This window comes from Mycolicibacterium iranicum, assembly GCF_002101705.1.
GTDB classification, from domain to species: domain Bacteria; phylum Actinomycetota; class Actinomycetes; order Mycobacteriales; family Mycobacteriaceae; genus Mycobacterium; species Mycobacterium iranicum.
Map to the genome: position 1 here is coordinate 234138 of NZ_LQPC01000047.1, position 18983 is coordinate 253120.

Consider the following 18983-nt stretch of genomic DNA (forward strand, 5'->3'; position numbering starts at 1 on the left):
AATGGGCGCATGGACACCCAGACGATCGAGCGCACCGAGACCGACGAACGCGTCGATGACGGGACCGATGACGACCGGCCCAAGTTCTTCCACTACGTCAAGAAGGACAAGATCGCTGAGAGTGCCGTCATGGGAACGCACGTCGTGGCGCTGTGCGGCGAGGTGTTCCCGGTGACGCGTTCGGCGAAGCCCGGCTCGCCGGTGTGCCCCGACTGCAAGCGGATCTACGAACAGCTCAAGAAGTAGCGGACCCGCCGCCCGGCGGTCCTTCGACGGCGGACGGCTGCGGCGTGATGACCCCGGGCTGCGGTGTCGGTGCCACGGACGGCGCGGAACCGTTTCCGCCGTTGCGCGCTTCGGCTTTGGCCTCCAGCCACCACCGGAAGCGTTTGGCGTGTGTTTCGGGAGCCGGCCACTCCTCTTCGATGGCAGCGTTCAGTTCGGCGCCGATCATGATGGCGAACCCGAGGAAGAACGCGAAGAGCAGGAAAGCGATCGGCGTGGCCAGCGCGCCGTAGGTGTAACCGGTACTCGTGATCCACGTCAGGTAGAGGCGCAACCCCCACGTCGCGATCAGGAACACCACGGCGGCCAGCACCGAGCCGAGTAGCAGCCGATGTGTGGGCAGCGGTTTGGGCAGCGAAACGCGATAGAGCACGTTGACTGCCACGGCCAGAGCAACGAATAGCACGGGGTAGTAGCCAAATTGGAGTATGTGGTCCCAGCTGTCGGGGATGTACTCGGCGACTTTGCGCGGCCCCAGCGCCAGGAACGGGGCCGTGACGATCGCGCCGACAAGCATCACCACATACAGACCCAGTGCATAGAAGCGTTGTCGCACCGGATGGCGCAGCGCTGTCTGGCCGTGTGCCTCGGTGATCGAGTCGACGAACGCCGAGATGGCCGATGAGCCCGCCCACAGCGAGATGATGAAGCCGACGGAAACGACCTCGCCGCGAGCGCCCCGGACGATGTCCCGCACTGTCGGCTCGATGATCTCGTTGACGACGTTCGAGGAGAAGAACCTCTCGGCCGTGTTGACGATCTGGTCCTGAATCGTTGGGAGGGTGTCCGGGCCGAACAGCGGAGCGACATAAGCCAGACTGCCGAGCATGCCGAGCAGCAGAGGGGGCAGAGACAGCGCGCACCAAAAGGCAGCCTGAGCCGATTCGGAAAATATCGAGTCGTCCCAACTCTTGCCCAGTGTCCGCAGGGCGATATGCCGAATGTGGTGCCGTGTCGGCTTGGATCTCAACGAAGGCCGCGCGGGTGGCCGCTCTAACTGGTCACTCATGACCAGTCCAGCATGGCCGATTTGCCGCCCTAAGGCTCCAGCGGGCTCACTTGCAGCACCGCCGCGAGTTCGACGAGCTTTGCTTCATGCTCGTTGGCGTGATGTTGGCAGAACAGCAGCTCGGCTCCGGAGGGAAGTGTCGCCCGCACGCGAGCTGCAGCCCCACAACGGTCGCAGCGGTCAGCCTTGGTGAATTCAGGACTGGTGAGCGTTGCGGTCATGGCACCTCCATAGGGTGGTAGCGACGTACATCTACTGTGTCAGACGCTTGGGGTTCCGGCCTTGTTCCCCGGGGGTTTACGGGTGTGTCGTGTCTCACGGGCCCGCGGTTTGCGACCAGGAAAGAGTGACGGTATGCCCGACGCAGTTCGCAGTGACGTGCTTGTGCATCTGTGTACGGCCCGCGAGTGGGAGCAGGCGCAGCGGACGGGCCGACACTCGCCGCCGTCTCTGACTGCCGTCGGCTTCGTCCACCTGTCGACCCCGGAACAGGTTCACCTGCCGGCCAACCGGCTGTATGCCGGCAGGTCCGACCTGGTGTTGCTCCATATCGACGTAGCACGCCTCGCATCTCCTGTTCGCTGGGAACCGGGCGTCCCGTCCGATCCCGGTGGCATGGTGTTCCCACATTTGTATGGACCTTTGCCTGCTGAAGCTGTGATATGCGTCACTGCCTACCTGCCGACGCCTGACGGAACTTTCGCCCCGCTCGCCCAGTAGCCCACAAGAGCGTCATTCTCACAATCGACATAGGACGTTGTCGCGGCGATTCGCGACTCAATACACTGACCTGCCGTGGGCATCATCTTTGGCTTCGCACCGTGGATCGTCTATTGGGTTCTGGTCGGAAACGTCCCCTTTCACACGGCGGTGTTGATCGCCCTCGCCGTGTCCGTCGCGGCGTTCGTCGTGGCGCGGGTGGCCGGATTTCCGGGTCGCACGCTGGAAACGGGCGCTGTGGCAACGTTTTTCATCTTGACGGTGCTCACTTTCACAGGCAGCGAGTCGTTCTTGGAGCAGTGGATGCAGCCGTTGAGCAACGCCGGCATCTTTCTGGTGGCCTTGGCGAGCGCTGTGATCGGCCGGCCGTTCGTCCGGGAGTTCGCCGTGGTGGGTCAGCCCAAGGAGGTGATCGAAAGCGAACCGTTCGCCAGGATCACCTCGGTCCTGACATGGATCTGGATCGCCGCGTTCTGCGGCATGACGGTGTCGTCGGCGATCCCGCCGCTGGTGCAAGGCGATGCCACCATCCTCGACACCAGAACGCCACTCTCCGTCATCTGCTACTGGGCGGTGCCCTTCTCGCTCCTGGCCGTCGCGGCCCTGCTGACGCGCGTCCTTCCCGACCGTATGGTGCCGCCTGCCGAGGAGATCGTCCGCAAAACGACGTTCGTGGCTTTCGCCGAGGCCGAGATCGATCAGCTGATCTATCTGGCCACCGAGCACGCCAACCGCGAGGTCGGAGCGGGCAAAGAGGCCTATGACATCAGGATCGGCTCGAAGGGCGTCCCCCTCGTCGGCGATGACACCAGGGAGTCGTGGCCGTCGACGTACAAGGTGCGTGAACGCAAGCGCTGACCCTCGCGTCGAAGAAGTCACGGACCGGACAGCGTCCTTGATGTGCCGTTTGTTTGCCGTGTTACATTTCAGCTAATTCAACAGCAAGCAGACGAGGGGACGTCTCTGTGGCACAGCGCGGTGGCAAACATCGGAAATCGACCGGTTCGACCATCGCGCCTTGTGGTGCCGCGCCGGCGCGGCAACTGCTCACCGCCGGTACCGGCGGTGCGGCGATGATCGGCGTAGGGGTTCTATTCGGTCTGCACTCCGATCAGTCCGCAACCGACAACATGGAGATCCGACTCGTTTCTTTCGACTCCGTTTCGGTTCCCAATGCGCCTGTGTCAGAAGAACTTCTATGGTTCGGCTACGCCGGTTCGCGCGACCACGACAGGGCGTCGTCGGCAACCAGCGCCGCACCGAACGCCGTGACGCCTCGGCCGATGATCGGTCCGGGCGGCTGGCTAATCGGTGACGGCTTGGACGCCGCCGAGGACTGCGCAGGTTCGGCGTGCAACGGCGCAAACGGTGGCCTGCTGTGGGGGAATGGCGGCGACGGTGCGCGAGGCGGCAATGGTGGCAACGCCGGACTGTTTGGCGGTAACGGCGGCCGCGGGGGTGACGGCTACTTTCCGGGACAGGACGGTGGCGACGGCGGGGACGCCGGACGCTTCGCCTCGATCGGTGACGGGGGCGACGGCGGAAACGGCGCGGACGGTGCCGTCGGTGTCGCTGGAGGCAACGGCGGCGCGGGCGGCAACGCGGGCCGCACCCACGGCAACGGTGGCGCCGGTGGCAACGGCGGCGCGGGCGGCAAAGGGCAGGACGGAGACAATCCGGCAGCCTCGGGAAAGGCCGCGACCGGCACGCCGAACTACCTCGGATCCAGCGGCCTACCGCCATCGACCAACGTCGTCGACGGCGCGCTGATCGGGACCATCGGCGGTCGCGGCGTCGACGGCGCTGCAGGGACCAATCAATCCGGCGGCAACGGCGGCCACGGCCAGGGCGTCACGCCGCTGTTCGCCCCGTCTCACAATTTCGCCATCGGCGGGGCGGGCGGCAACGGCGGTGACGGCGCGGGCGGCGGTGCGGGCGGCAATGGCGGTGATGGCGGTCTGGGCCAGGGCATATCTCCGACGGTCGCCGTCTTCGGCAACAACGGGGGCAACGGTGGTAAAGGCGGTGCTGCAGGCGGCAGGGGCGGCGACGGCGGCGCCGGCGGCAACGTCAAGATGGGCATCGGCGTCGGGTTCGCCGGACCCGGCGGAGCGGGCGGAAACGGCGGGACCGGCGCGGCCGGTGCGACAGGGACCAGTGGCGGAGCAGGCGGAGCAGGCGGCCGCAGCGGCTCGCAGACCGGTGATGGCGGCGCCGGCGGCGCAGGCGGTGCCGGCGGAGACGGTGGAAACGGCGCGGTCGGCGGGGACGGCGGTAACGGCGGCGCCGGCGGCACGGACGTCTCCGACTCCGGCCGCGGCGATGTGAAAGACGGCCAAGGCGGTTTCGGAGGCTTCGGCGGGACAGGTGGCGCCGGCGGCGACGGGGGTGCCGGCGGGGCTGCCGGCAAGGGCGGCGCGGGCAGCGTCGAAGGGTCCGCGGGCGCCGATGGCACGCAGGGCAGGACCGGCGCGGGCGGCATCGGAGGTGCCGGAGGCAAAGGCGGAAACGGTGGATCCGCCGGGGACGGGACCGCAGGCCAGTCGGGCGGTTCGGGTTCGGCCGGTAGCGGACCCGACGGCAGCCGTGGCGGTGCAGGCGGTCGCGGCGGCGACGCCGGCAACGGCAGCCGCCCCGCCGACGACTGAGGAGGCCAGCAGCGCTAGACGGCCCGCGCCTCGATGACCGATAGCGGGCTCACTGTCGGGACGACCCGCGTCAACTCGAAGCCGGCCGCGGCGAGCAATTTCGCGTACTGCGCCCGAGTGCGCTCCTTGCCGTGCAGCGTGATCAACATTTCCAGATCCAGCATGTGCCCGATGAACGACGAAGCCCGTTCCGGCAGAACCATTTCCAGCAAGATGAGCTTGCCTTCGCCGGCGATCGCGGTGCGGATGTTACGAAGGATCGTGGTCGAGTCGGCATCGCTCCAGTCGTGGATGATGTTCTTCATCACGTACACATCACCACCTGCAGGCACCGAGTTCAGGAAAGAGCCACCGGTGACGGTGCAGCGGTCGGCGACTCCGGCCTCTGCAAGAAGCGGCCCCGCGCCCGCGACGACTGCCGGCAGGTCGTAGAGGATGCCCTTGGCAGCGGGCGCGCTCCGCAGGATCGTGCTCAGCACCGCGCCGTGGCCGCCGCCCACATCGACGACCAGCCGGGCGTCGGTGAAGTCGTATGCTTGCAGCGCAACATCATTCGAGAGTCCGCTGGCCGCAGTCATCGCATTGTTGAACACCGCGGCGAACTCGGCGTCGGTGTCGAGGTAATCCCAGAATGGCATCCCACGCAGCTTCTCCGAGGCGGGCTCACCCGTCTGCACCGAATACAAAAGACTGCCCCAGTCGGCCCAACGCGACGGGTGACCGATGAACAGCACCATGTCGCGCAGCGACCCTTCCGAATCCGACCGCAGTGCCTGCCCGACTGGGGTGAGAGCGAACCGCCCGTCGCGGCCTTCGCGCAGCACCCCTCGGCTCGTCATGGCCCGCATCAGCCGGTGGAGCGCGTCTGGATCGGCGCCGACCTGGGCGGCGATGTTCTCGGCGTCCGAAGGGCCTCCCGCCAACCGATCGGCGATCCCCAGCTTGGCTGCGACGTAGAGCACCTGGGTGGTCCACGCCCCGGTCGCGAGCTCGAGCAGAGCGATGTTGCCCGGTGCTGAGGACCGGTGTAGCCGCTGCAGTCCGGCGCGCAGCCGATCGACGGCTTTGATCAACCGGACCGGCGGGACCCTGTTCTGGGTGGAGGGCATCGAAGGTCTACTTTCGTCGGTGTTGACGTGGTCGCCGACGAATGTAGTTGGGGCACCTTAAATTTTTCTTGCGCGGACCTAGTCCAGGTAGTCGCGTAGCACCTGAGAGCGGCTGGGGTGGCGCAGCTTGCTCATCGTCTTCGACTCGATCTGGCGAATGCGCTCACGGGTTACTCCGTAGACCTGCCCGATCTCGTCGAGGGTGCGCGGCTGGCCGTCGGTCAGGCCGAAACGCAGCCGCACGACACCGGCCTCACGCTCCGACAGCGTCTCGAGCACTGACTGCAGCTGGTCCTGCAACAAAGTGAACGACACGGCGTCGACGGCCACGACAGCCTCGGAGTCTTCGATGAAATCGCCGAGTTGACTGTCGCCCTCGTCGCCGATCGTCTGGTCCAGCGAGATCGGTTCACGCGCGTACTGCTGGATCTCCAGCACCTTCTCCGGCGTGATATCCATCTCCTTGGCCAGCTCTTCGGGCGTGGGCTCGCGGCCCAGATCCTGCAGCAGCTCGCGTTGGATTCGGCCCAACTTGTTGATGACCTCGACCATGTGCACCGGAATACGGATGGTGCGGGCCTGATCGGCCATGGCGCGGGTGATGGCCTGCCGAATCCACCAGGTGGCGTAGGTCGAGAACTTGTAGCCCTTGGTGTAGTCGAACTTTTCGACCGCGCGGATCAGACCGAGGTTGCCTTCCTGGATGAGGTCCAGGAACGCCATGCCGCGGCCGGTGTAGCGCTTGGCCAGCGACACCACCAGGCGCAAGTTCGCTTCCAGCAGATGGTTTTTCGCGCGGTCGCCGTCACGGCAGATCCACATGTAGTCGCGGCGCTGTGCGGTCGTCAGCTTCTCGCCCTTCTCGGCGAGCTCGGCCATCAACTGCGTGCAGTACAGGCCGGCTTCGATGCGCTTGGCGAGCTCGACCTCTTCCTCGGCGTTGAGCAGCGCGACCTTGCCGATCTGCTTGAGGTATGCGCGCACCGAATCCGCAGAGGCGGTGAGTTCGGCGTCCTTGCGGGCCTGCCGCAGTGCCTCTGATTCCTCTTCGTCCCAGACGAAGTCGCCGGATGCCTTGTCCTTCTCTGAAGGCTCGGGAAGCGAGTCGTCCTCGGCCTCCTTGGCGGGCTTGGCGGCGGCCTTGGGCGTCGCGTCGGCGTCGGCCGTCTCGTCGTCGGCCTCGTCGTCGGAGTCGTCGTCACCGTCGGCGGACGTGTCGTCATCGACCTCGATGTCATCGAGCTCGAGGTCGGCGTCCTCCTCGAGGTCTTCGCCGGGTTCGCCCTCGATGTCGGTGTCGGTCTCGGCGTCTTCGCCCGCGAGATCGTCGTCGACGCCGCCGGGCTCGGGTGAGGTCGCCTTCTTGGCGCGGCTGCGGCCGGCGGGTGCGTCAGCGGATTTCGCGGCGCGCGGCTTGGCGGCGGTCTTGGTCGCCGCTTTTTTCGCGGGCGCCTTCTTGGCGGGGGCTTTGGCGGCGGTGCGCTTCACCGGCTCGTCGGTTGCCGGGCTTGCCTTGGTCGCTGCCACGTACACCCTTTCGGTCGTGCGGTAATTCGGCACGCACACGTGCGCCACCGAAAGTGTCGGCTATGTCGATTGTCGGCGTCGATCTCGAAGCGTCATCTCCGGGTGGGTTGCTCCCCGTCGCTGTCTGGTCGGTGGCCGCCGTCGACCATTGTAACGACAGTGTGGGTCGGTGCCGTCCTCAGCGGCAAATTTGACGCTCCTGCGCGCCGCCCCCGGCCGGTTACTTGCCGGTAGCCGTGACGTTGAACTCGGCGGCCATCGCCGCGCCGACGATGCCTGCAGTGTTCTGCAACTCCGCCGCGACGACGGGGACGCGGTTGGTGAGCAGCGGGATCCACTTGTCGGCCTTGCGGCTGATCCCGCCACCGGCGATGAAAAGGTCGGGCCAGATCGCGTTTTCGATTGCTACCAGCACTTTCGTGACCTCTTGGGTCCAGCGCTCGTAGCTCCATTCCTTGCGTTCCTTGACCGAGCTCGCGGCGCGGTGTTCGGCTTCCTTACCGCCCACTTCGAGGTGTCCGAACTCCGTGTTGGGCAGCAGCACGCCGTTGTGGATCACCGCCGAGCCGATTCCCGTGCCGAATGTCAGCAACACGATGACACCGGTGTTGTCGCGGCCGGCCCCGAACTTTTCTTCGGCGAGTCCGGCGGCGTCGGCGTCGTTGAGTACCGTCACCGGCTGCCCGTCGAGAGCTGCGCCGATGACGTCTTTGGCGTTGAGCCCGATCCAGGCTTTGTCGACGTTGGCGGCTGTGCAGACAATGCCGTCGGCCACGACACCCGGATAGGTCACGCCGAGCGGTCCGTCCCAGCCGAAGTGCGCCACCACGTCGGCGATGGTCTTGGCGACGGCCTCCGGGGTGGCCGGCTGTGGAGTGAGCAGCTTGAAGCGGTCTCCGATGAGTTGGCCGGTGTCGAGGTCGACGATGCCGCCCTTGACACCGCTCCCGCCGACGTCGATGCCGAATCCGCGGCGTGGTCGGCCTGAGCCCGATGCGGGCGTGGCGGCGGCGGTCATGCAGGCTCCTCTGCGGAGGTGGGCGGGACGCGATGACACCCTATCGGCTCGCCAATTGCGATGCGTGACAGTCCCGCATCCCGCTCGGCCGGAAGGCGGTCGGTGTGCTGCGATAGGGGTGTGAGCGACGCGATCCCGGCCCCCGACCCTGTCCTGCTACGTAAGGTGGCCGAGCAGCTGGCCGCCGAGGCCGCGGCGTTCGTCCGCAGTCGCCGCCTCGAGGTGTTCGGCCACAGTGCGGCCGGAACCGTGTCCGCCGGCGGGGATCCCGCCGTGCGGGTGAAGAGCACCCCGACGGACCCCGTCACCGTCGTCGACACCGAGACCGAGCGGCTGCTGAGGGAGCGGCTCGCCGTTCTGCGACCCGCCGACGCGATCCTCGGGGAGGAGGAGGGTGGTCCGGTCGGGGTCGAGCCGGGCCGGCTGACCTGGGTGCTGGACCCGATCGACGGCACGGTCAACTTTCTGTACGGCATCCCCGCCTATGCGGTGTCGGTCGGGGTGCTCTGCGATGGTGTCCCCATCGCCGGGGCGGTCGCCGACGTCGCGGCAGTGGCGCTCTACTCCGCCGCGCTGGGCCACGGAGCGCATGTCCGGCACGGGGATGCCACGACGGAATTGCGGTGCAGCCAGGCCGCCGAGTTGTCGATGGCCCTCGTCGGCACCGGGTTCGCCTACGAGCGTGACCGCAGGCGGCGCCAGGGCGAGAGCCTCGCAAAGCTCATTCACGACGTGCGCGACCTGCGCCGGATCGGATCGTGTGCACTCGATCTGTGCATGGTCGCCGCTGGCAGGCTCGACGCCTATTACGAGGACGGGGTGCACCTGTGGGACTGGGCGGCGGGTGCGTTGATCGCGACCGAAGCCGGGGCCAGGGTGCGTCCTCCCGCGACCGCCGACGGCGCGGGCCTGATGGTGGCAGCGGCACCGGGCATCAGCGCCGCGCTCGACGACGCGCTGGTGCGCTGCGGGGTGTCCGGCGAGTCGCAGGCCGGGACGTCGGTAGATCCGCGCTGAGCTCAGCAGGTCCCGGTGTGCGCCTGTGTCAGAAGGTCGGGGTCGGCCGGCGCGGTGGCGTCGGGCAGCAGGCTGGCGAGCACCGCATCGATGTCGTCGCTGTGGGTCAATTCGGTGAAGTCGGTACCTATGGCGAGGTCGACAGTGTCGTCCGCGCGGCCGTCCTGGAACAGCTCCATGCACGGCGCGACGAGCCAGACCGACGCCGCCGCGGCGCGGCCCGACGGCCCGAACCTGATCTGGCCCACGCACTGCAGGCGCGCGGTCTCATAGATCGGGTCGTTGGCAGCCTCGGGTTCGGTGAAACCGATGTCGCGCAGCGCGCCGGCGACTTCGGCCGCCTGCCCGCCTTGGCCGCTGGCGTTGAGGACCCGGATCTTGGCGTCGGCGAGCTTGGCTGGCGTGACGTCGATCATCGTCGACCTGGACACCTGCTCGCCGAGGTCGGGTACGGGAGCGCCGGGTTGGGCGGGCGGGGGAGGCCGGTTGCAGATCGCGGCCTGGGGGACCTCGGGCGGGCGTGACAGCGCGATCACCCACACCAGCAGCGCCGCGACCGCCAGGCAGGCGATCATCGCGGCGCCGGGTACGTAGTTGCGGCGGCGGAACGGCCGGCCGTGTTTGTCGAATGCCGTCCCCTCGGTGATTTGCGCGACCACGTCCAGCACTCTAGAGGCCGCCCTGCGGACCCACCGCCCGGCTCGTCAAGCAGGGGTTTCTCTGATGTGACACAAATCACAATAGAACCGGTGTCAATCCGGGCACGAATCGTTTGGTGGATGCGTTCGACGCTGGTACAAAGCACTGCTGCGAAAAGCTTCATGGAGGGGACAGGCATGGCCACTGATTACGACGCCCCAAGGCGCACTGAAACCGATGACGTTTCCGAGGATTCCCTCGAGGAGCTGAAGGCACGGCGCAATGAAGCCCAGTCGGCTGTCGTCGACGTCGACGAATCCGAATCTGCCGAGTCGTTCGAACTCCCGGGCGCCGATCTGTCCGGCGAAGAGCTGTCCGTGCGGGTGATCCCGAAGCAGGCCGACGAGTTCACCTGCTCGAGTTGCTTCCTGGTGCACCACCGCAGCCGTCTCGCCAGCGAGAAGAACGGCGTGATGATCTGCACCGATTGCGCAGCCTGACGCTCAGCCGAGGGCGGCGAGGACCTTATCCGGGTGCTTGGTGCTGATCAGCCAGTACGGGGTGGGATCATCCGGATCGTCGAGGACCAGCAGCACCATCGGGCCGACCCACGCCTTGTGGACGACGTAGGCCGCCGGGTCGAGTTGGCGGCCCAGCGCCGCCGACTTCGCCGAGCGCGGCACCTCCGCGGACCGGGCTATCACGGATGCGGGCAGATGGGCCCCCCGTCCGGGACTTCCGACCCACAGTTCAGGCGGGCCACCGTTGTCGACCACCACGCGCAGTTCGGTCCTGCCAAGCCCGAGCAGCACCACCGCGGCGACGGGCAGCAGTACCGCGTACGGCAGCCAGTCCGGCAGCGCCTGCACGCCTTGGGTGACCTCGAGTGCGATCAGGGCGGCCACGCCCAAACCGGGCAGCCACCACCACAACGGAACCCACAGCCGCTCGCGGTAGCGAACCGTTTGAGCGGTGGCGCGCGTCTCTGACACGCGGCCCAGAGTAATCTCTGACGTCGTGTCCACCTCTCTGGCGGTTGTGCGTCTCGACCGCGACCTTCCGTTGCCCAGCAGGGCGCACGACGGTGATGCGGGCGTCGATCTGTTCAGCGCGCAGGACGTCGAGCTGGCGCCGGGTGCGCGGGCGCTCGTGCCGACGGGGGTGGCGGTCGCCATCCCGCACGGGATGGTTGGCCTGATTCATCCGCGCTCGGGACTTGCTGCGCGCGTAGGACTTTCGATTGTCAACAGTCCTGGCACCATCGACGCGGGCTACCGCGGCGAGATCAAGGTGTCGTTGATCAACCTCGATCCGGCCGTCCCGATCACGATCGCGCGAGGAGACCGGATCGCCCAGCTGGTGGTGCAGCGCGTCGAACTGCCCGAGCTGGTCGAGGTGACATCATTCGACGAGGCCGGGCTCACCGACACGACCCGGGGTGACGGGGGCCACGGATCCTCCGGCGGGCATGCCAGTCTGTAGGTGGAGGTACGCGTGGCGCCGGGTAGAGCATGAGTAGACACCGCAACGACAGGGCCGCAGGGCCCGAGGAGGTGACGTCGGTGGATGCCGAGGACGATGAGCTGGAAGGCCCATTCGACATCGACGATTTCGATGATCCGTCGGTGGCGACGCTGGCGCGGCTCGACCTGGGCTCGGTCTTGATCCCGATACCGGAGGCCGGGCAGGTGCAGGTCGAGCTCAACGAGGCGGGCACCCCGAGCGCTGTCTGGGTGGTGACAACCAGCGGCCGATTCACCATCGCCGCGTATGCGGCGCCGAAGTCTGCAGGCCTGTGGCGCGAGGTTGCTTCCGAGCTTGCCGACTCACTGCGCAAGGACGCCCCCAAGGTCAGCATCGAAGACGGGCCGTGGGGCCGCGAGGTGGTCGGCTCCGCGGGCGAGGGCGCCGCCGTCGTGCGCTTCATCGGCGTGGACGGCTACCGCTGGATGGTCCGCTGCGTGGTCAACGGACCCTTCGAGCGCATGGCGGAATTGGCCGAGCTGGCGCGAAATGCATTGGCCGACACCGTCGTTCGCCGTGGCGACACTCCGCTTCCGGTGCGCACGCCACTGCCGATCCAGCTGCCGGAGCCGATGGCAGCCCAACTTGCCGCCGCACAGCAGCAAGCCGCCCAGCAGCAAGCCGCTCAGCAGGCCGGGGGGCAGCCGCAGGCGCCTGCCCATACGCAGCCGGTACCTCCGCAGCCCGCACCGCCCCAGCAGCAGGACGAACCCCCGGCGCCCAACGCGCGTCGCAGTTCGCTCGGCTCGGCGATGCAGCAACTGCGCACCATCACCGGCGGCTAACAGTCACGCGCGATCCTCGGCGTCCTGCAGGGCCGCCAGGCACTGCAGACCCAGAATCCCGGGGTTCGCGCCGACCTCGTCGAGGGTGACGGTCCGCAGCGCCGCGCGAGGGGCCGCCGACACCCACTCCAGGCCGACCTCCAACGGGTGCACCGCGTCGTCGGTGGCCGATACCACGCCCATCGGCGAGGTGAGACCTTCGAGCTGGCCGCTCGTCGGCGCGACGAATCGCGCCGCCTCGTCCATTGCGTCCGGCAGGGTGGGCCACTGGTCCAGCCATGAGCGGGTCAGTTCGTCGGCCAGCCATTTGGGGCTGGACGCCTGCATCTGCGCGGTCGTGGACACCAGGCCCTCGCGGCGGAGGAGGTCGGCCGAATGTCGTGCGGCCAATGCCGCGGGCGCCGCCTCGGGGTCACCTGTCCAGGCAGGCAGCGCCGCCAGTACAGCCGCGGCGCCGCCCGGATGGGCCAGCGCCCACTCGAGTGCCACGGCGGCGCCGATCGAGACGCCGCCCACCGCGATCGCCAACGGTGCGGCCGCGCGCGCCGCGCTGTCGAGATCCTCGCGGTAGCCGGCCACCAACCGGTGTGGCTGTGGCGGCGGTGTCACGACTACGGCGCCGACTGCGTGGAGTGCTGCGGAAAAGGCGCGGTAGACGAAGTCGTCGTCGGACCCAGTGCCGGGCAGCAGGACGGTGGTGATCCCTCGAAGATTGACCGCCATGTTTCGATCGTGCCTGCTGAGGGAAGCCAGCGCCCTGCGACTCGCGAAACGCCCGCTCTGCGGTTAGCACTTCGGAACCAACAGGTCTACCGTGGCGTTGGTCTACACGAGTACACAGACGATTGGCAGAAGGTCAGGAGAGGCCATGGCCACGGCCGAGGGATATCTTCGCCGGCTCACCCGCCGGTTGACCGAAGATCCGGAACAGCTCGACGTCGAAGAGCTCAGCGATGAGGCTGCGAGTACAGGTGCGCAGCGGGCCATCGACTGTCAGCGCGGGCAGGAAGTGACCATGATCGGCACCCTGCGCAGCGTCGAGTGCAACGGCAAGAGCTGCGCGGGCGGCGTCAAAGCCGAGTTGTTTGACGGCACCGACACCGTGATGCTCGTCTGGCTCGGCCAGCGGCGCATCCCCGGCATCGAGTCCGGCCGCACGCTCAAGGTGCACGGTCGCGTCGGAAAGCTCGACAACGGCACCAAGGCGATCTACAACCCCCACTACGAGATTCAGAAGTGAGCGACCCCGGAACCGATCCGGGCACACAGAGCTCACCGGCGCGTGGCGCAGCCGTCCTGGAGCAGATGGGCGGCATCAGTGGCCTGATCTACTCGTCGCTGCCGGTGCTCGTGTTCGTCCCCGTCTCATCGGCCTTCGGCCTCATGCCCGCCATCGGTGCCGCGCTCGGTGTCGCAACGCTGATCCTGGTGTGGCGCCTGGTCCGCAAGGAAACGGTCCAGCCCGCGATCTCGGGGTTCATGGGCGTCGGCATCAGCGCACTGATCGCCTATCTGGTGGGCGCCTCCAAAGGCTATTTCCTGCTGGGAATCTGGACGTCGCTGCTGTGGGCGGTGGTGTTCACGCTGTCGGTCGTGATCCGACGCCCCGTCGTCGGCTACATCTGGGGCTGGGTGAACGCTCACGACAGGCGCTGGCGCGAAGCCCGCGGTGCTGTGCTGGCGTTCGACGCGGCGACGATGGTGTGGGTCGCGGTGTTCGCGTCCCGCTTTGTGGTTCAGCACCACCTGTATGACGCCGATCAGACCGGTTGGCTCGGTGTCGCCCGGATCGCGATGGGATGGCCGCTCACCGCGGTGGCCGCGCTGGTGACCTATCTCGCGATCAGGAAGGCGCAGCGCGCCCTCCGTGAGGCTGGCCTGAGCGAGCAGACAGTGACAGACGAGCGCGACGTCGACGACGCCAACGACCCGGTGCACAAACCGAATTGACGAGCGCTCAGCGCAGCTGAGGGTTCAGCAGAAGCTCGCGCAACTCATCCTCGGCCGAAGCCACCGCGACGAACAGCAATTCGTCGCCGCCTTCCAACGGTTCGTCGCGTTCGGGCACGATGACCCGCGGACCCCGCAGAATCGTCACCAGGGTCGCATCCCGGGGCAGCTCCAGGCGCTTGACGGGCTTGCCGCCCCACGGGGTGTCGTCGGGCAGCGTGATCTCCACGAGGTTGGCCTGGCCCTTGCGGAATTCCATCAGCCGCACCAGATCACCTACCGACACCGCCTCTTCCACGAGCGAGGCCAGCATCCGCGGCGTGGACACTGCGACGTCGACGCCCCAGGACTCGTCGAAAAGCCACTCGTTGCGTGGATCGTTGACGCGGGCCACCACGCGGGGCACAGCGAACTCTGTCTTCGACAGCAGGCTGACGACGACGTTGGCCTTGTCGTCGCCGGTGGCCGCGATCACGACGTCGAACTCCTCGAGATTGACCGATTCCAGGAGGCTGAGCTCGCAGGCATCGCCAAGCCGCCAGTGCGCAGCCGGGATCGCGTCGACGTCGATGTGGTCGGGGTTGCGCTCCAGCAGCGTCACCTCGTGTAGGTCGACGAGCTCGCGGGCGATGGATCGGCCGACGGCACCGGCGCCGGCGATGGCGACTTTCATTGATCTGCTCCTCGCGTGCGCACCATCGAATTGCGCCTTCGCGTCCGCACCATCCTCAGCCCTCCGCGTCTTCGTTCGGCGGCAGCGCGGCGATCGCGAGCGCTTCGGCGATGTGGCCGGAAATGGCGGCGAGGTACACCTGGTCGCCGGCCTGGATGACGGTCTTGGCGTCGGGCAGAACTCCGGCGCCGAAGCGGATCAGGAACGACACCCGTCCCGACGTCGCCGCTTCCAGATCCGAGAGTCGGCGGCCCACCCAATCCTCGTGCAGCGCCAGCTCGGTCACCCCGACGTTGCCGGTGGGGTCGCGCCATTTGGTGGTCTCGGTTTCGCGGGTCAGCACATTGAGCAGCCGGTCGGTCGTCCAGGGCACCGTCGCAACGGTGGGGATGCCGAGCCGCTCGTAGACCGCGGCGCGTTTGGCGTCGTAGATGCGTGCGACAACGCGCTGCACACCGAAGGTCTCGCGGGCGACACGCGCGGAGATGATGTTCGAGTTGTCACCGGAGGAGACCGCCGCGAACGCGGACGCGTCTTCGATGCCGGCGCGAATCAGCACGTCGCGGTCGAAGCCCATTCCGAGGACCCGCTCGCCGGGAAAGTCGGGGGAGAGCCGGTGAAACGCGGTGCCGTCGCGGTCGATCACGGCGACCTCGTGGCCGATTCTGGCCAGGCTGTCCGACAATGATGCGCCGACGCGGCCGCACCCCATCACCACTACACGCACCTGAGGGTCCTTTCCCGGCCGAGGCTGTTGCAAAACCCGCGCCACCGGAACGCTACCGCTTTCCGACGGGTTGTGGCCTTCGGGCTTACTCTTGGCAGTCGTGTCCAAGCTTTCGACCGTCGCGCGGCGGTTGGTGCTGGGCCGGCCGTTCCGTAGCGACAAGCTGTCGCACACGCTGCTGCCCAAGCGGATAGCACTGCCGGTCTTCGCCTCCGATGCCCTGTCCTCGGTGGCCTACGCACCCGAAGAGATCTTCCTGGTGCTCTCGGTGGCGGGCCTGGCGGCCTACTCGATGGCGCCGTGGATCGGCCTGGTGGTGGCCGGGGTCATGATCATCGTGATCACGAGCTATCGGCAGAACGTGCACGCGTATCCGTCGGGCGGCGGCGACTACGAAGTGGTCACGACGAACCTCGGTCCCACCGCGGGGTTGACGGTCGCCAGCGCGCTGCTCGTCGACTACGTGCTCACCGTCGCGGTGTCGATGTCCTCGGCGATGTCGAACATCGGGTCGGCGATTCCGTTCGTCAACGACCACAAGGTCTTGTTCGCCGTCACCGCCATCCTGCTTCTGGCGTCGATCAACATGCGCGGCATTCGCGAATCGGGCACGGCGTTCGCGATCCCGACCTACGCGTTCATGATCGGCATGTACATCATGCTCGCCTGGGGTTTCTTCCAGATCTACGTGCTGGGGACACCGCTGCGCGCCGAATCTGCCGACTTCGAGATGCATTCCGAACACGGAGATGTGCTCGGCTTCGCGTTGGTGTTCCTGATCGCCCGAGCGTTCTCGTCGGGCAGCGCGGCGCTGACCGGCGTCGAAGCGATCAGCAATGGCGTACCTGCATTCCGGAAACCAAAGTCCCGCAACGCGGCCACCACGCTGGCGCTGCTCGGGCTGATCGCCATCACGCTGTTCATGGGGATCATCATGCTGGCCAAAGCAACCGGTGTGCAGATCGCGGAACGCCCCGCAGAACAGCTCGTGGGTGCTCCGGAGAACTATCAGCAACGCACCCTGGTGGCCCAGCTCGCCGATGCGGTCTTCCACAACTTCCCGATCGGGCTCTATCTGATCGCAGGCGTGACGGCGCTCATCCTGGTGCTGGCGGCCAATACCGCGTTCAACGGCTTCCCGGTGCTCGGTTCGATTCTGGCGCAAGACCGTTTCCTGCCTCGCCAGCTGCACACCCGAGGGGACCGGCTGGCGTTCTCCAACGGCATCCTGTTCCTGGCATTCGGCGCCGTCGCCTTCGTGGTGGCGTTCCAGGCCGAGGTCACCGCGCTGATCCAGCTCTACATTGTCGGCGTGTTCGTGTCGTTCACGCTCAGCCAGATCGGCATGGTGCGGCACTGGACCCGACTGTTACGCACAGAGACTGACGCGGCCGCCAGAGCGCGGATGCTGCGGGCCCGGGTCATCAACACCATCGGGTTCCTGTGCACCGGCACAGTGCTGATCATCGTCGTCGTCACGAAGTTCCTTGTCGGGGCGTGGATCGCGATCCTGGCGATGGGCGGGTTGTTCGTGATCATGAAGATGATCCACCGGCATTACGCATCGGTGAGCCGCGAACTCGAGGCGCGTGCCGCCGAGACCGAGGACATCGTGCTGCCCAGCCGGAACCACGCGATCGTGTTGGTGTCCAACGTGCACATGCCGACGCTGCGCGCGCTGGCCTACGCGCGGGCCACCCGCCCCGACCTGCTGGAGGCGGTCACGGTCAGCGTCGACGACGCCGAAACCCGGCAGCTGGTGCACAAGTGGGAGCACAGTGACATCAGCGTGCCGTTGAAGGTGATCGCGTCGCCGTACCGCGAGATCACCCGGCCGGTGCTCGACTATGTCAAGAGAGTGAGCAAGGAGTCGCCGCGCACCGTGGTCACGGTGTTCATTCCCGAATACGTCGTAGGTCACTGGTGGGAACAGTTGCTGCACAACCAGAGTGCGCTTCGGCTCAAGGGGCGGCTGCTGTTCGAACCCAACGTGATGGTGACGTCGGTGCCCTGGCAGCTGTCCTCATCGGAACGGCTCAGGAAACTCGCACCGGAGTCGGCGCCCGGCGATGCGCGTAAGGGCTTCCTCGATTGAGCGACGAGGTACTGACCCTCACCACGACAGCGGCAGCCAACGGCGGCAGCTGCGTGGCGCGCCACGAGGGCCGGGTGGTGTTCGTGCGCTACGCGTTGCCTGGCGAGACGGTGCGGGCCCGGCTGGTGAGCGCGAAGGGTTCCTATTGGAACGCCGAGGTCATCGAGGTGCTCGAACCGTCGCCCGACCGCATCGGATCGATGTGCCCGATCGCCGGGGCCGACGGGGCAGGGTGCTGCGATCTGGCCTTCGTCGAGCCGTCGGCGGTCCGCCGGATCAAGGGTGCCGTGGTCGCCAATCAGCTGGCCCGCCTTGGCGATTACCACTGGGTCGAAGAATCCGAGGCTACTGCGGAGCCGGTCGGCGACGGTGGCGCCACCGGCTGGCGGACCAGGGTTCGGCTGGACACGGCCGCCGACGGCCGCGCGGGCTTCCACCGCTACCACAGCGCTGAACTGGTGCACCGGCTCGACTGCGCGCAGTTGCCCACCGGCATGCTCGACGGCGTCGCCGAGGTGCAGTGGCCCGCCGACGCGCAGCTACACGTCGTGCTCGACGACGACGGGAAGCGGCACACGGTGGTGGCCGGGCGAGGCCGGAAAACGATCGTGACCGAAGGCGATTACGAGACCGTCCAGCGGGTGGCGGGACGCACCTGGCGGGTGCCTGCGACAGCGTTCTGGCAGGCGCACCGAGACGCCCCCGCTCTCTACAGCGAGCTCGTCACGCGGTGCGCTCAGTTGCAGCCGGGGATGTCGGCGTGGGATTTGTACGGCGGCGCAGGGGTTTTCGCCGCAGCGCTCGCCGAGGCTGTCGGCTCGGGCGGCAGCGTGCTCACCGTGGACACGTCGCGAGGCGCGTCCCGCTCTGCCCGCGGGGCGCTCGCCGACCTGGACAACGTCACCGTCGTGACCGACTCGGTGCGTCGTGCCCTGGCCAGACAGCGCACGCGCGCCGACGTCGCCGTCCTCGATCCGCCGCGCACCGGTGCGGGCCGCGACGTGATCGACCTGCTGGCCGCGGCCGAGGTGCCCAGGATAATCCATATCGGTTGTGAGGCAGCATCTTTCGCTCGCGACGTCGGACTGTACCGCGGGTGCGGCTACGAGGTGGAGCAGCTGACGGTCTACGACTCGTTCCCGCTCACCCACCACGTCGAGTGTGTGGCCGTGCTGCAGAGGCGGCCGGGCGGCGGATAGGATGCTCGGCAGGTGTGCCGGGAAGTCTGGTCGGCGATACTTGACGACGTCGACCCGA

22 protein-coding genes are annotated in these 18983 nt (G+C 67.4%); 12 read left to right on the forward strand and 10 right to left on the reverse strand.

Features of this window, described 5'->3' with window-relative positions; translation table 11 throughout:
- The first annotated feature begins 9 nt into the window (after positions 1–9).
- Entirely contained in the window at positions 10–246 is a 237-nt protein-coding gene (locus AWC12_RS22335) for a DUF3039 domain-containing protein (RefSeq protein ID WP_024445914.1), read from the forward strand.
- Here AWC12_RS22335 and AWC12_RS22340 read toward each other — a convergent pair.
- Both AWC12_RS22340 and AWC12_RS22345 read right to left on the reverse strand, forming a co-directional pair.
- A complete protein-coding gene (locus AWC12_RS22340) occupies positions 236–1294 on the reverse strand; it encodes a YihY/virulence factor BrkB family protein (RefSeq protein ID WP_085177019.1) in 1059 nt (352 codons plus the stop codon). The two genes, AWC12_RS22335 and AWC12_RS22340, sit on opposite strands and share 11 nt — an antisense overlap.
- 29 nt (positions 1295–1323) lie before the next feature.
- Positions 1324–1515 carry a DUF7455 domain-containing protein gene (locus tag AWC12_RS22345; RefSeq protein WP_024445912.1) on the reverse strand — a complete coding sequence of 64 codons (192 nt, stop codon included), beginning with the start codon at positions 1513–1515 and terminating at the stop codon, positions 1324–1326.
- Positions 1516–1648: 133 nt separating this feature from the next.
- Between AWC12_RS22345 and AWC12_RS22350 the strand changes: the two genes are divergently transcribed.
- From AWC12_RS22350 to AWC12_RS31205, 3 genes are all read left to right on the forward strand, one after another.
- Positions 1649–2014, forward strand: coding sequence for a DUF952 domain-containing protein (locus AWC12_RS22350; RefSeq protein WP_085177021.1), 366 nt, complete (start codon positions 1649–1651; stop codon positions 2012–2014).
- 75 nt (positions 2015–2089) lie between these two features.
- A complete protein-coding gene (locus AWC12_RS22355; protein WP_085177023.1) occupies positions 2090–2872 on the forward strand; it encodes a hypothetical protein in 783 nt (260 codons plus the stop codon).
- A gap of 107 nt (positions 2873–2979) precedes the next feature.
- Positions 2980–4662, forward strand: a complete 1683-nt coding sequence (locus AWC12_RS31205; RefSeq protein WP_165762845.1) for a hypothetical protein — start codon at positions 2980–2982, stop codon at positions 4660–4662.
- Between the two features lie 14 nt (positions 4663–4676).
- Here the strand turns inward: AWC12_RS31205 and AWC12_RS22365 are convergent, their stop codons facing one another.
- The 3 genes from AWC12_RS22365 to ppgK form a co-directional block, all read right to left on the reverse strand.
- Positions 4677–5771, reverse strand: a complete 1095-nt coding sequence (locus AWC12_RS22365; protein ID WP_085177025.1) for a methyltransferase — start codon at positions 5769–5771, stop codon at positions 4677–4679.
- Positions 5772–5849: 78 nt separating this feature from the next.
- The gene (locus tag AWC12_RS22370; RefSeq protein WP_207576467.1) at positions 5850–7298 is read right to left on the reverse strand and encodes an RNA polymerase sigma factor; all 1449 of its coding nucleotides are present in this window, start codon (positions 7296–7298) and stop codon (positions 5850–5852) included.
- Between the two features lie 220 nt (positions 7299–7518).
- Entirely contained in the window at positions 7519–8316 is a 798-nt protein-coding gene (gene ppgK / locus AWC12_RS22375; RefSeq protein ID WP_024445907.1) for a polyphosphate--glucose phosphotransferase, read from the reverse strand.
- 60 nt (positions 8317–8376) lie between these two features.
- On the opposite strand from ppgK, the gene AWC12_RS22380 reads away from it, so the two are divergent.
- Positions 8377–9333: an inositol monophosphatase family protein gene (locus tag AWC12_RS22380; RefSeq protein ID WP_085177027.1), complete on the forward strand. Its 957-nt coding sequence runs from the start codon at positions 8377–8379 to the stop codon at positions 9331–9333.
- A gap of 2 nt (positions 9334–9335) precedes the next feature.
- Here the strand turns inward: AWC12_RS22380 and cei are convergent, their stop codons facing one another.
- Complete coding sequence (gene cei / locus AWC12_RS22385) at positions 9336–9992, reverse strand: envelope integrity protein Cei (RefSeq protein ID WP_085177398.1); 657 nt, start codon at positions 9990–9992, stop codon at positions 9336–9338.
- A gap of 177 nt (positions 9993–10169) precedes the next feature.
- Here cei and AWC12_RS22390 point away from each other — a divergent pair, with 177 nt between their 5' ends.
- Entirely contained in the window at positions 10170–10472 is a 303-nt protein-coding gene (locus AWC12_RS22390) for a DUF4193 domain-containing protein (protein WP_024445904.1), read from the forward strand.
- Positions 10473–10475: 3 nt separating this feature from the next.
- On the opposite strand, the gene AWC12_RS22395 is transcribed toward AWC12_RS22390, so the two are convergent.
- A complete protein-coding gene (locus tag AWC12_RS22395) occupies positions 10476–10964 on the reverse strand; it encodes a DUF3093 domain-containing protein (RefSeq protein ID WP_024445903.1) in 489 nt (162 codons plus the stop codon).
- Between the two features lie 25 nt (positions 10965–10989).
- Between AWC12_RS22395 and dut the strand changes: the two genes are divergently transcribed.
- Together dut and AWC12_RS22405 are read left to right on the forward strand one after the other, a co-directional pair.
- Positions 10990–11454 (forward strand): dUTP diphosphatase, encoded by a 465-nt coding sequence (dut, locus tag AWC12_RS22400; protein WP_024445902.1) that lies wholly within the window; start codon positions 10990–10992, stop codon positions 11452–11454.
- A gap of 29 nt (positions 11455–11483) precedes the next feature.
- Positions 11484–12281, forward strand: coding sequence for a DUF3710 domain-containing protein (locus tag AWC12_RS22405; RefSeq protein ID WP_085177029.1), 798 nt, complete (start codon positions 11484–11486; stop codon positions 12279–12281).
- Positions 12282–12284: 3 nt separating this feature from the next.
- Here AWC12_RS22405 and AWC12_RS22410 read toward each other — a convergent pair whose 3' ends face one another.
- Positions 12285–13004 (reverse strand): hypothetical protein, encoded by a 720-nt coding sequence (locus AWC12_RS22410; protein ID WP_024449382.1) that lies wholly within the window; start codon positions 13002–13004, stop codon positions 12285–12287.
- A 145-nt stretch (positions 13005–13149) separates the two neighbouring features.
- Here AWC12_RS22410 and AWC12_RS22415 point away from each other — a divergent pair, with 145 nt between their 5' ends.
- Complete coding sequence (locus AWC12_RS22415; RefSeq protein WP_024449383.1) at positions 13150–13521, forward strand: OB-fold nucleic acid binding domain-containing protein; 372 nt, start codon at positions 13150–13152, stop codon at positions 13519–13521.
- Positions 13518–14231, forward strand: coding sequence for a DUF3159 domain-containing protein (locus AWC12_RS22420; RefSeq protein WP_024449384.1), 714 nt, complete (start codon positions 13518–13520; stop codon positions 14229–14231). The genes AWC12_RS22415 and AWC12_RS22420 overlap by 4 nt, the downstream gene beginning before the upstream one ends.
- A gap of 7 nt (positions 14232–14238) precedes the next feature.
- Here AWC12_RS22420 and AWC12_RS22425 read toward each other — a convergent pair whose 3' ends face one another.
- A complete protein-coding gene (locus AWC12_RS22425; protein WP_024449385.1) occupies positions 14239–14904 on the reverse strand; it encodes a potassium channel family protein in 666 nt (221 codons plus the stop codon).
- A 55-nt stretch (positions 14905–14959) separates the two neighbouring features.
- Positions 14960–15631 (reverse strand): potassium channel family protein, encoded by a 672-nt coding sequence (locus tag AWC12_RS22430; RefSeq protein WP_024449386.1) that lies wholly within the window; start codon positions 15629–15631, stop codon positions 14960–14962.
- A 91-nt stretch (positions 15632–15722) separates the two neighbouring features.
- Between AWC12_RS22430 and AWC12_RS22435 the strand changes: the two genes are divergently transcribed.
- Both AWC12_RS22435 and AWC12_RS22440 read left to right on the forward strand, forming a co-directional pair.
- Positions 15723–17726, forward strand: a complete 2004-nt coding sequence (locus AWC12_RS22435) for an APC family permease (protein ID WP_200865046.1) — start codon at positions 15723–15725, stop codon at positions 17724–17726.
- Positions 17723–18925, forward strand: a complete 1203-nt coding sequence (locus AWC12_RS22440; protein ID WP_085177031.1) for a class I SAM-dependent RNA methyltransferase — start codon at positions 17723–17725, stop codon at positions 18923–18925. Before AWC12_RS22435 ends, AWC12_RS22440 begins: the two co-directional genes overlap by 4 nt.
- Positions 18926–18983: the final 58 nt, after the last annotated feature.

What these genes read in the sequence shown, in the direction of transcription:
- AWC12_RS22425 (WP_024449385.1), bottom strand. Translation starts at nt 14,904, where the DNA reads ATGAAAGTCGCCATCGCCGGCGCCGGTGCCGTCGGCCGATCCATCGCC.
- AWC12_RS22410 (WP_024449382.1), bottom strand. Translation starts at nt 13,004, where the DNA reads ATGGCGGTCAATCTTCGAGGGATCACCACCGTCCTGCTGCCCGGCACT.
- AWC12_RS22365 (WP_085177025.1), bottom strand. Translation starts at nt 5,771, where the DNA reads ATGCCCTCCACCCAGAACAGGGTCCCGCCGGTCCGGTTGATCAAAGCC.
- AWC12_RS22405 (WP_085177029.1), top strand. Translation starts at nt 11,484, where the DNA reads ATGAGTAGACACCGCAACGACAGGGCCGCAGGGCCCGAGGAGGTGACG.
- AWC12_RS22345 (WP_024445912.1), bottom strand. Translation starts at nt 1,515, where the DNA reads ATGACCGCAACGCTCACCAGTCCTGAATTCACCAAGGCTGACCGCTGC.
- AWC12_RS22380 (WP_085177027.1), top strand. Translation starts at nt 8,377, where the DNA reads ATGCGTGACAGTCCCGCATCCCGCTCGGCCGGAAGGCGGTCGGTGTGC.
- AWC12_RS22335 (WP_024445914.1), top strand. Translation starts at nt 10, where the DNA reads ATGGACACCCAGACGATCGAGCGCACCGAGACCGACGAACGCGTCGAT.
- AWC12_RS22390 (WP_024445904.1), top strand. Translation starts at nt 10,170, where the DNA reads ATGGCCACTGATTACGACGCCCCAAGGCGCACTGAAACCGATGACGTT.
- AWC12_RS22340 (WP_085177019.1), bottom strand. Translation starts at nt 1,294, where the DNA reads ATGAGTGACCAGTTAGAGCGGCCACCCGCGCGGCCTTCGTTGAGATCC.
- AWC12_RS22350 (WP_085177021.1), top strand. Translation starts at nt 1,649, where the DNA reads ATGCCCGACGCAGTTCGCAGTGACGTGCTTGTGCATCTGTGTACGGCC.
- ppgK (WP_024445907.1), bottom strand. Translation starts at nt 8,316, where the DNA reads ATGACCGCCGCCGCCACGCCCGCATCGGGCTCAGGCCGACCACGCCGC.
- AWC12_RS22415 (WP_024449383.1), top strand. Translation starts at nt 13,150, where the DNA reads ATGGCCACGGCCGAGGGATATCTTCGCCGGCTCACCCGCCGGTTGACC.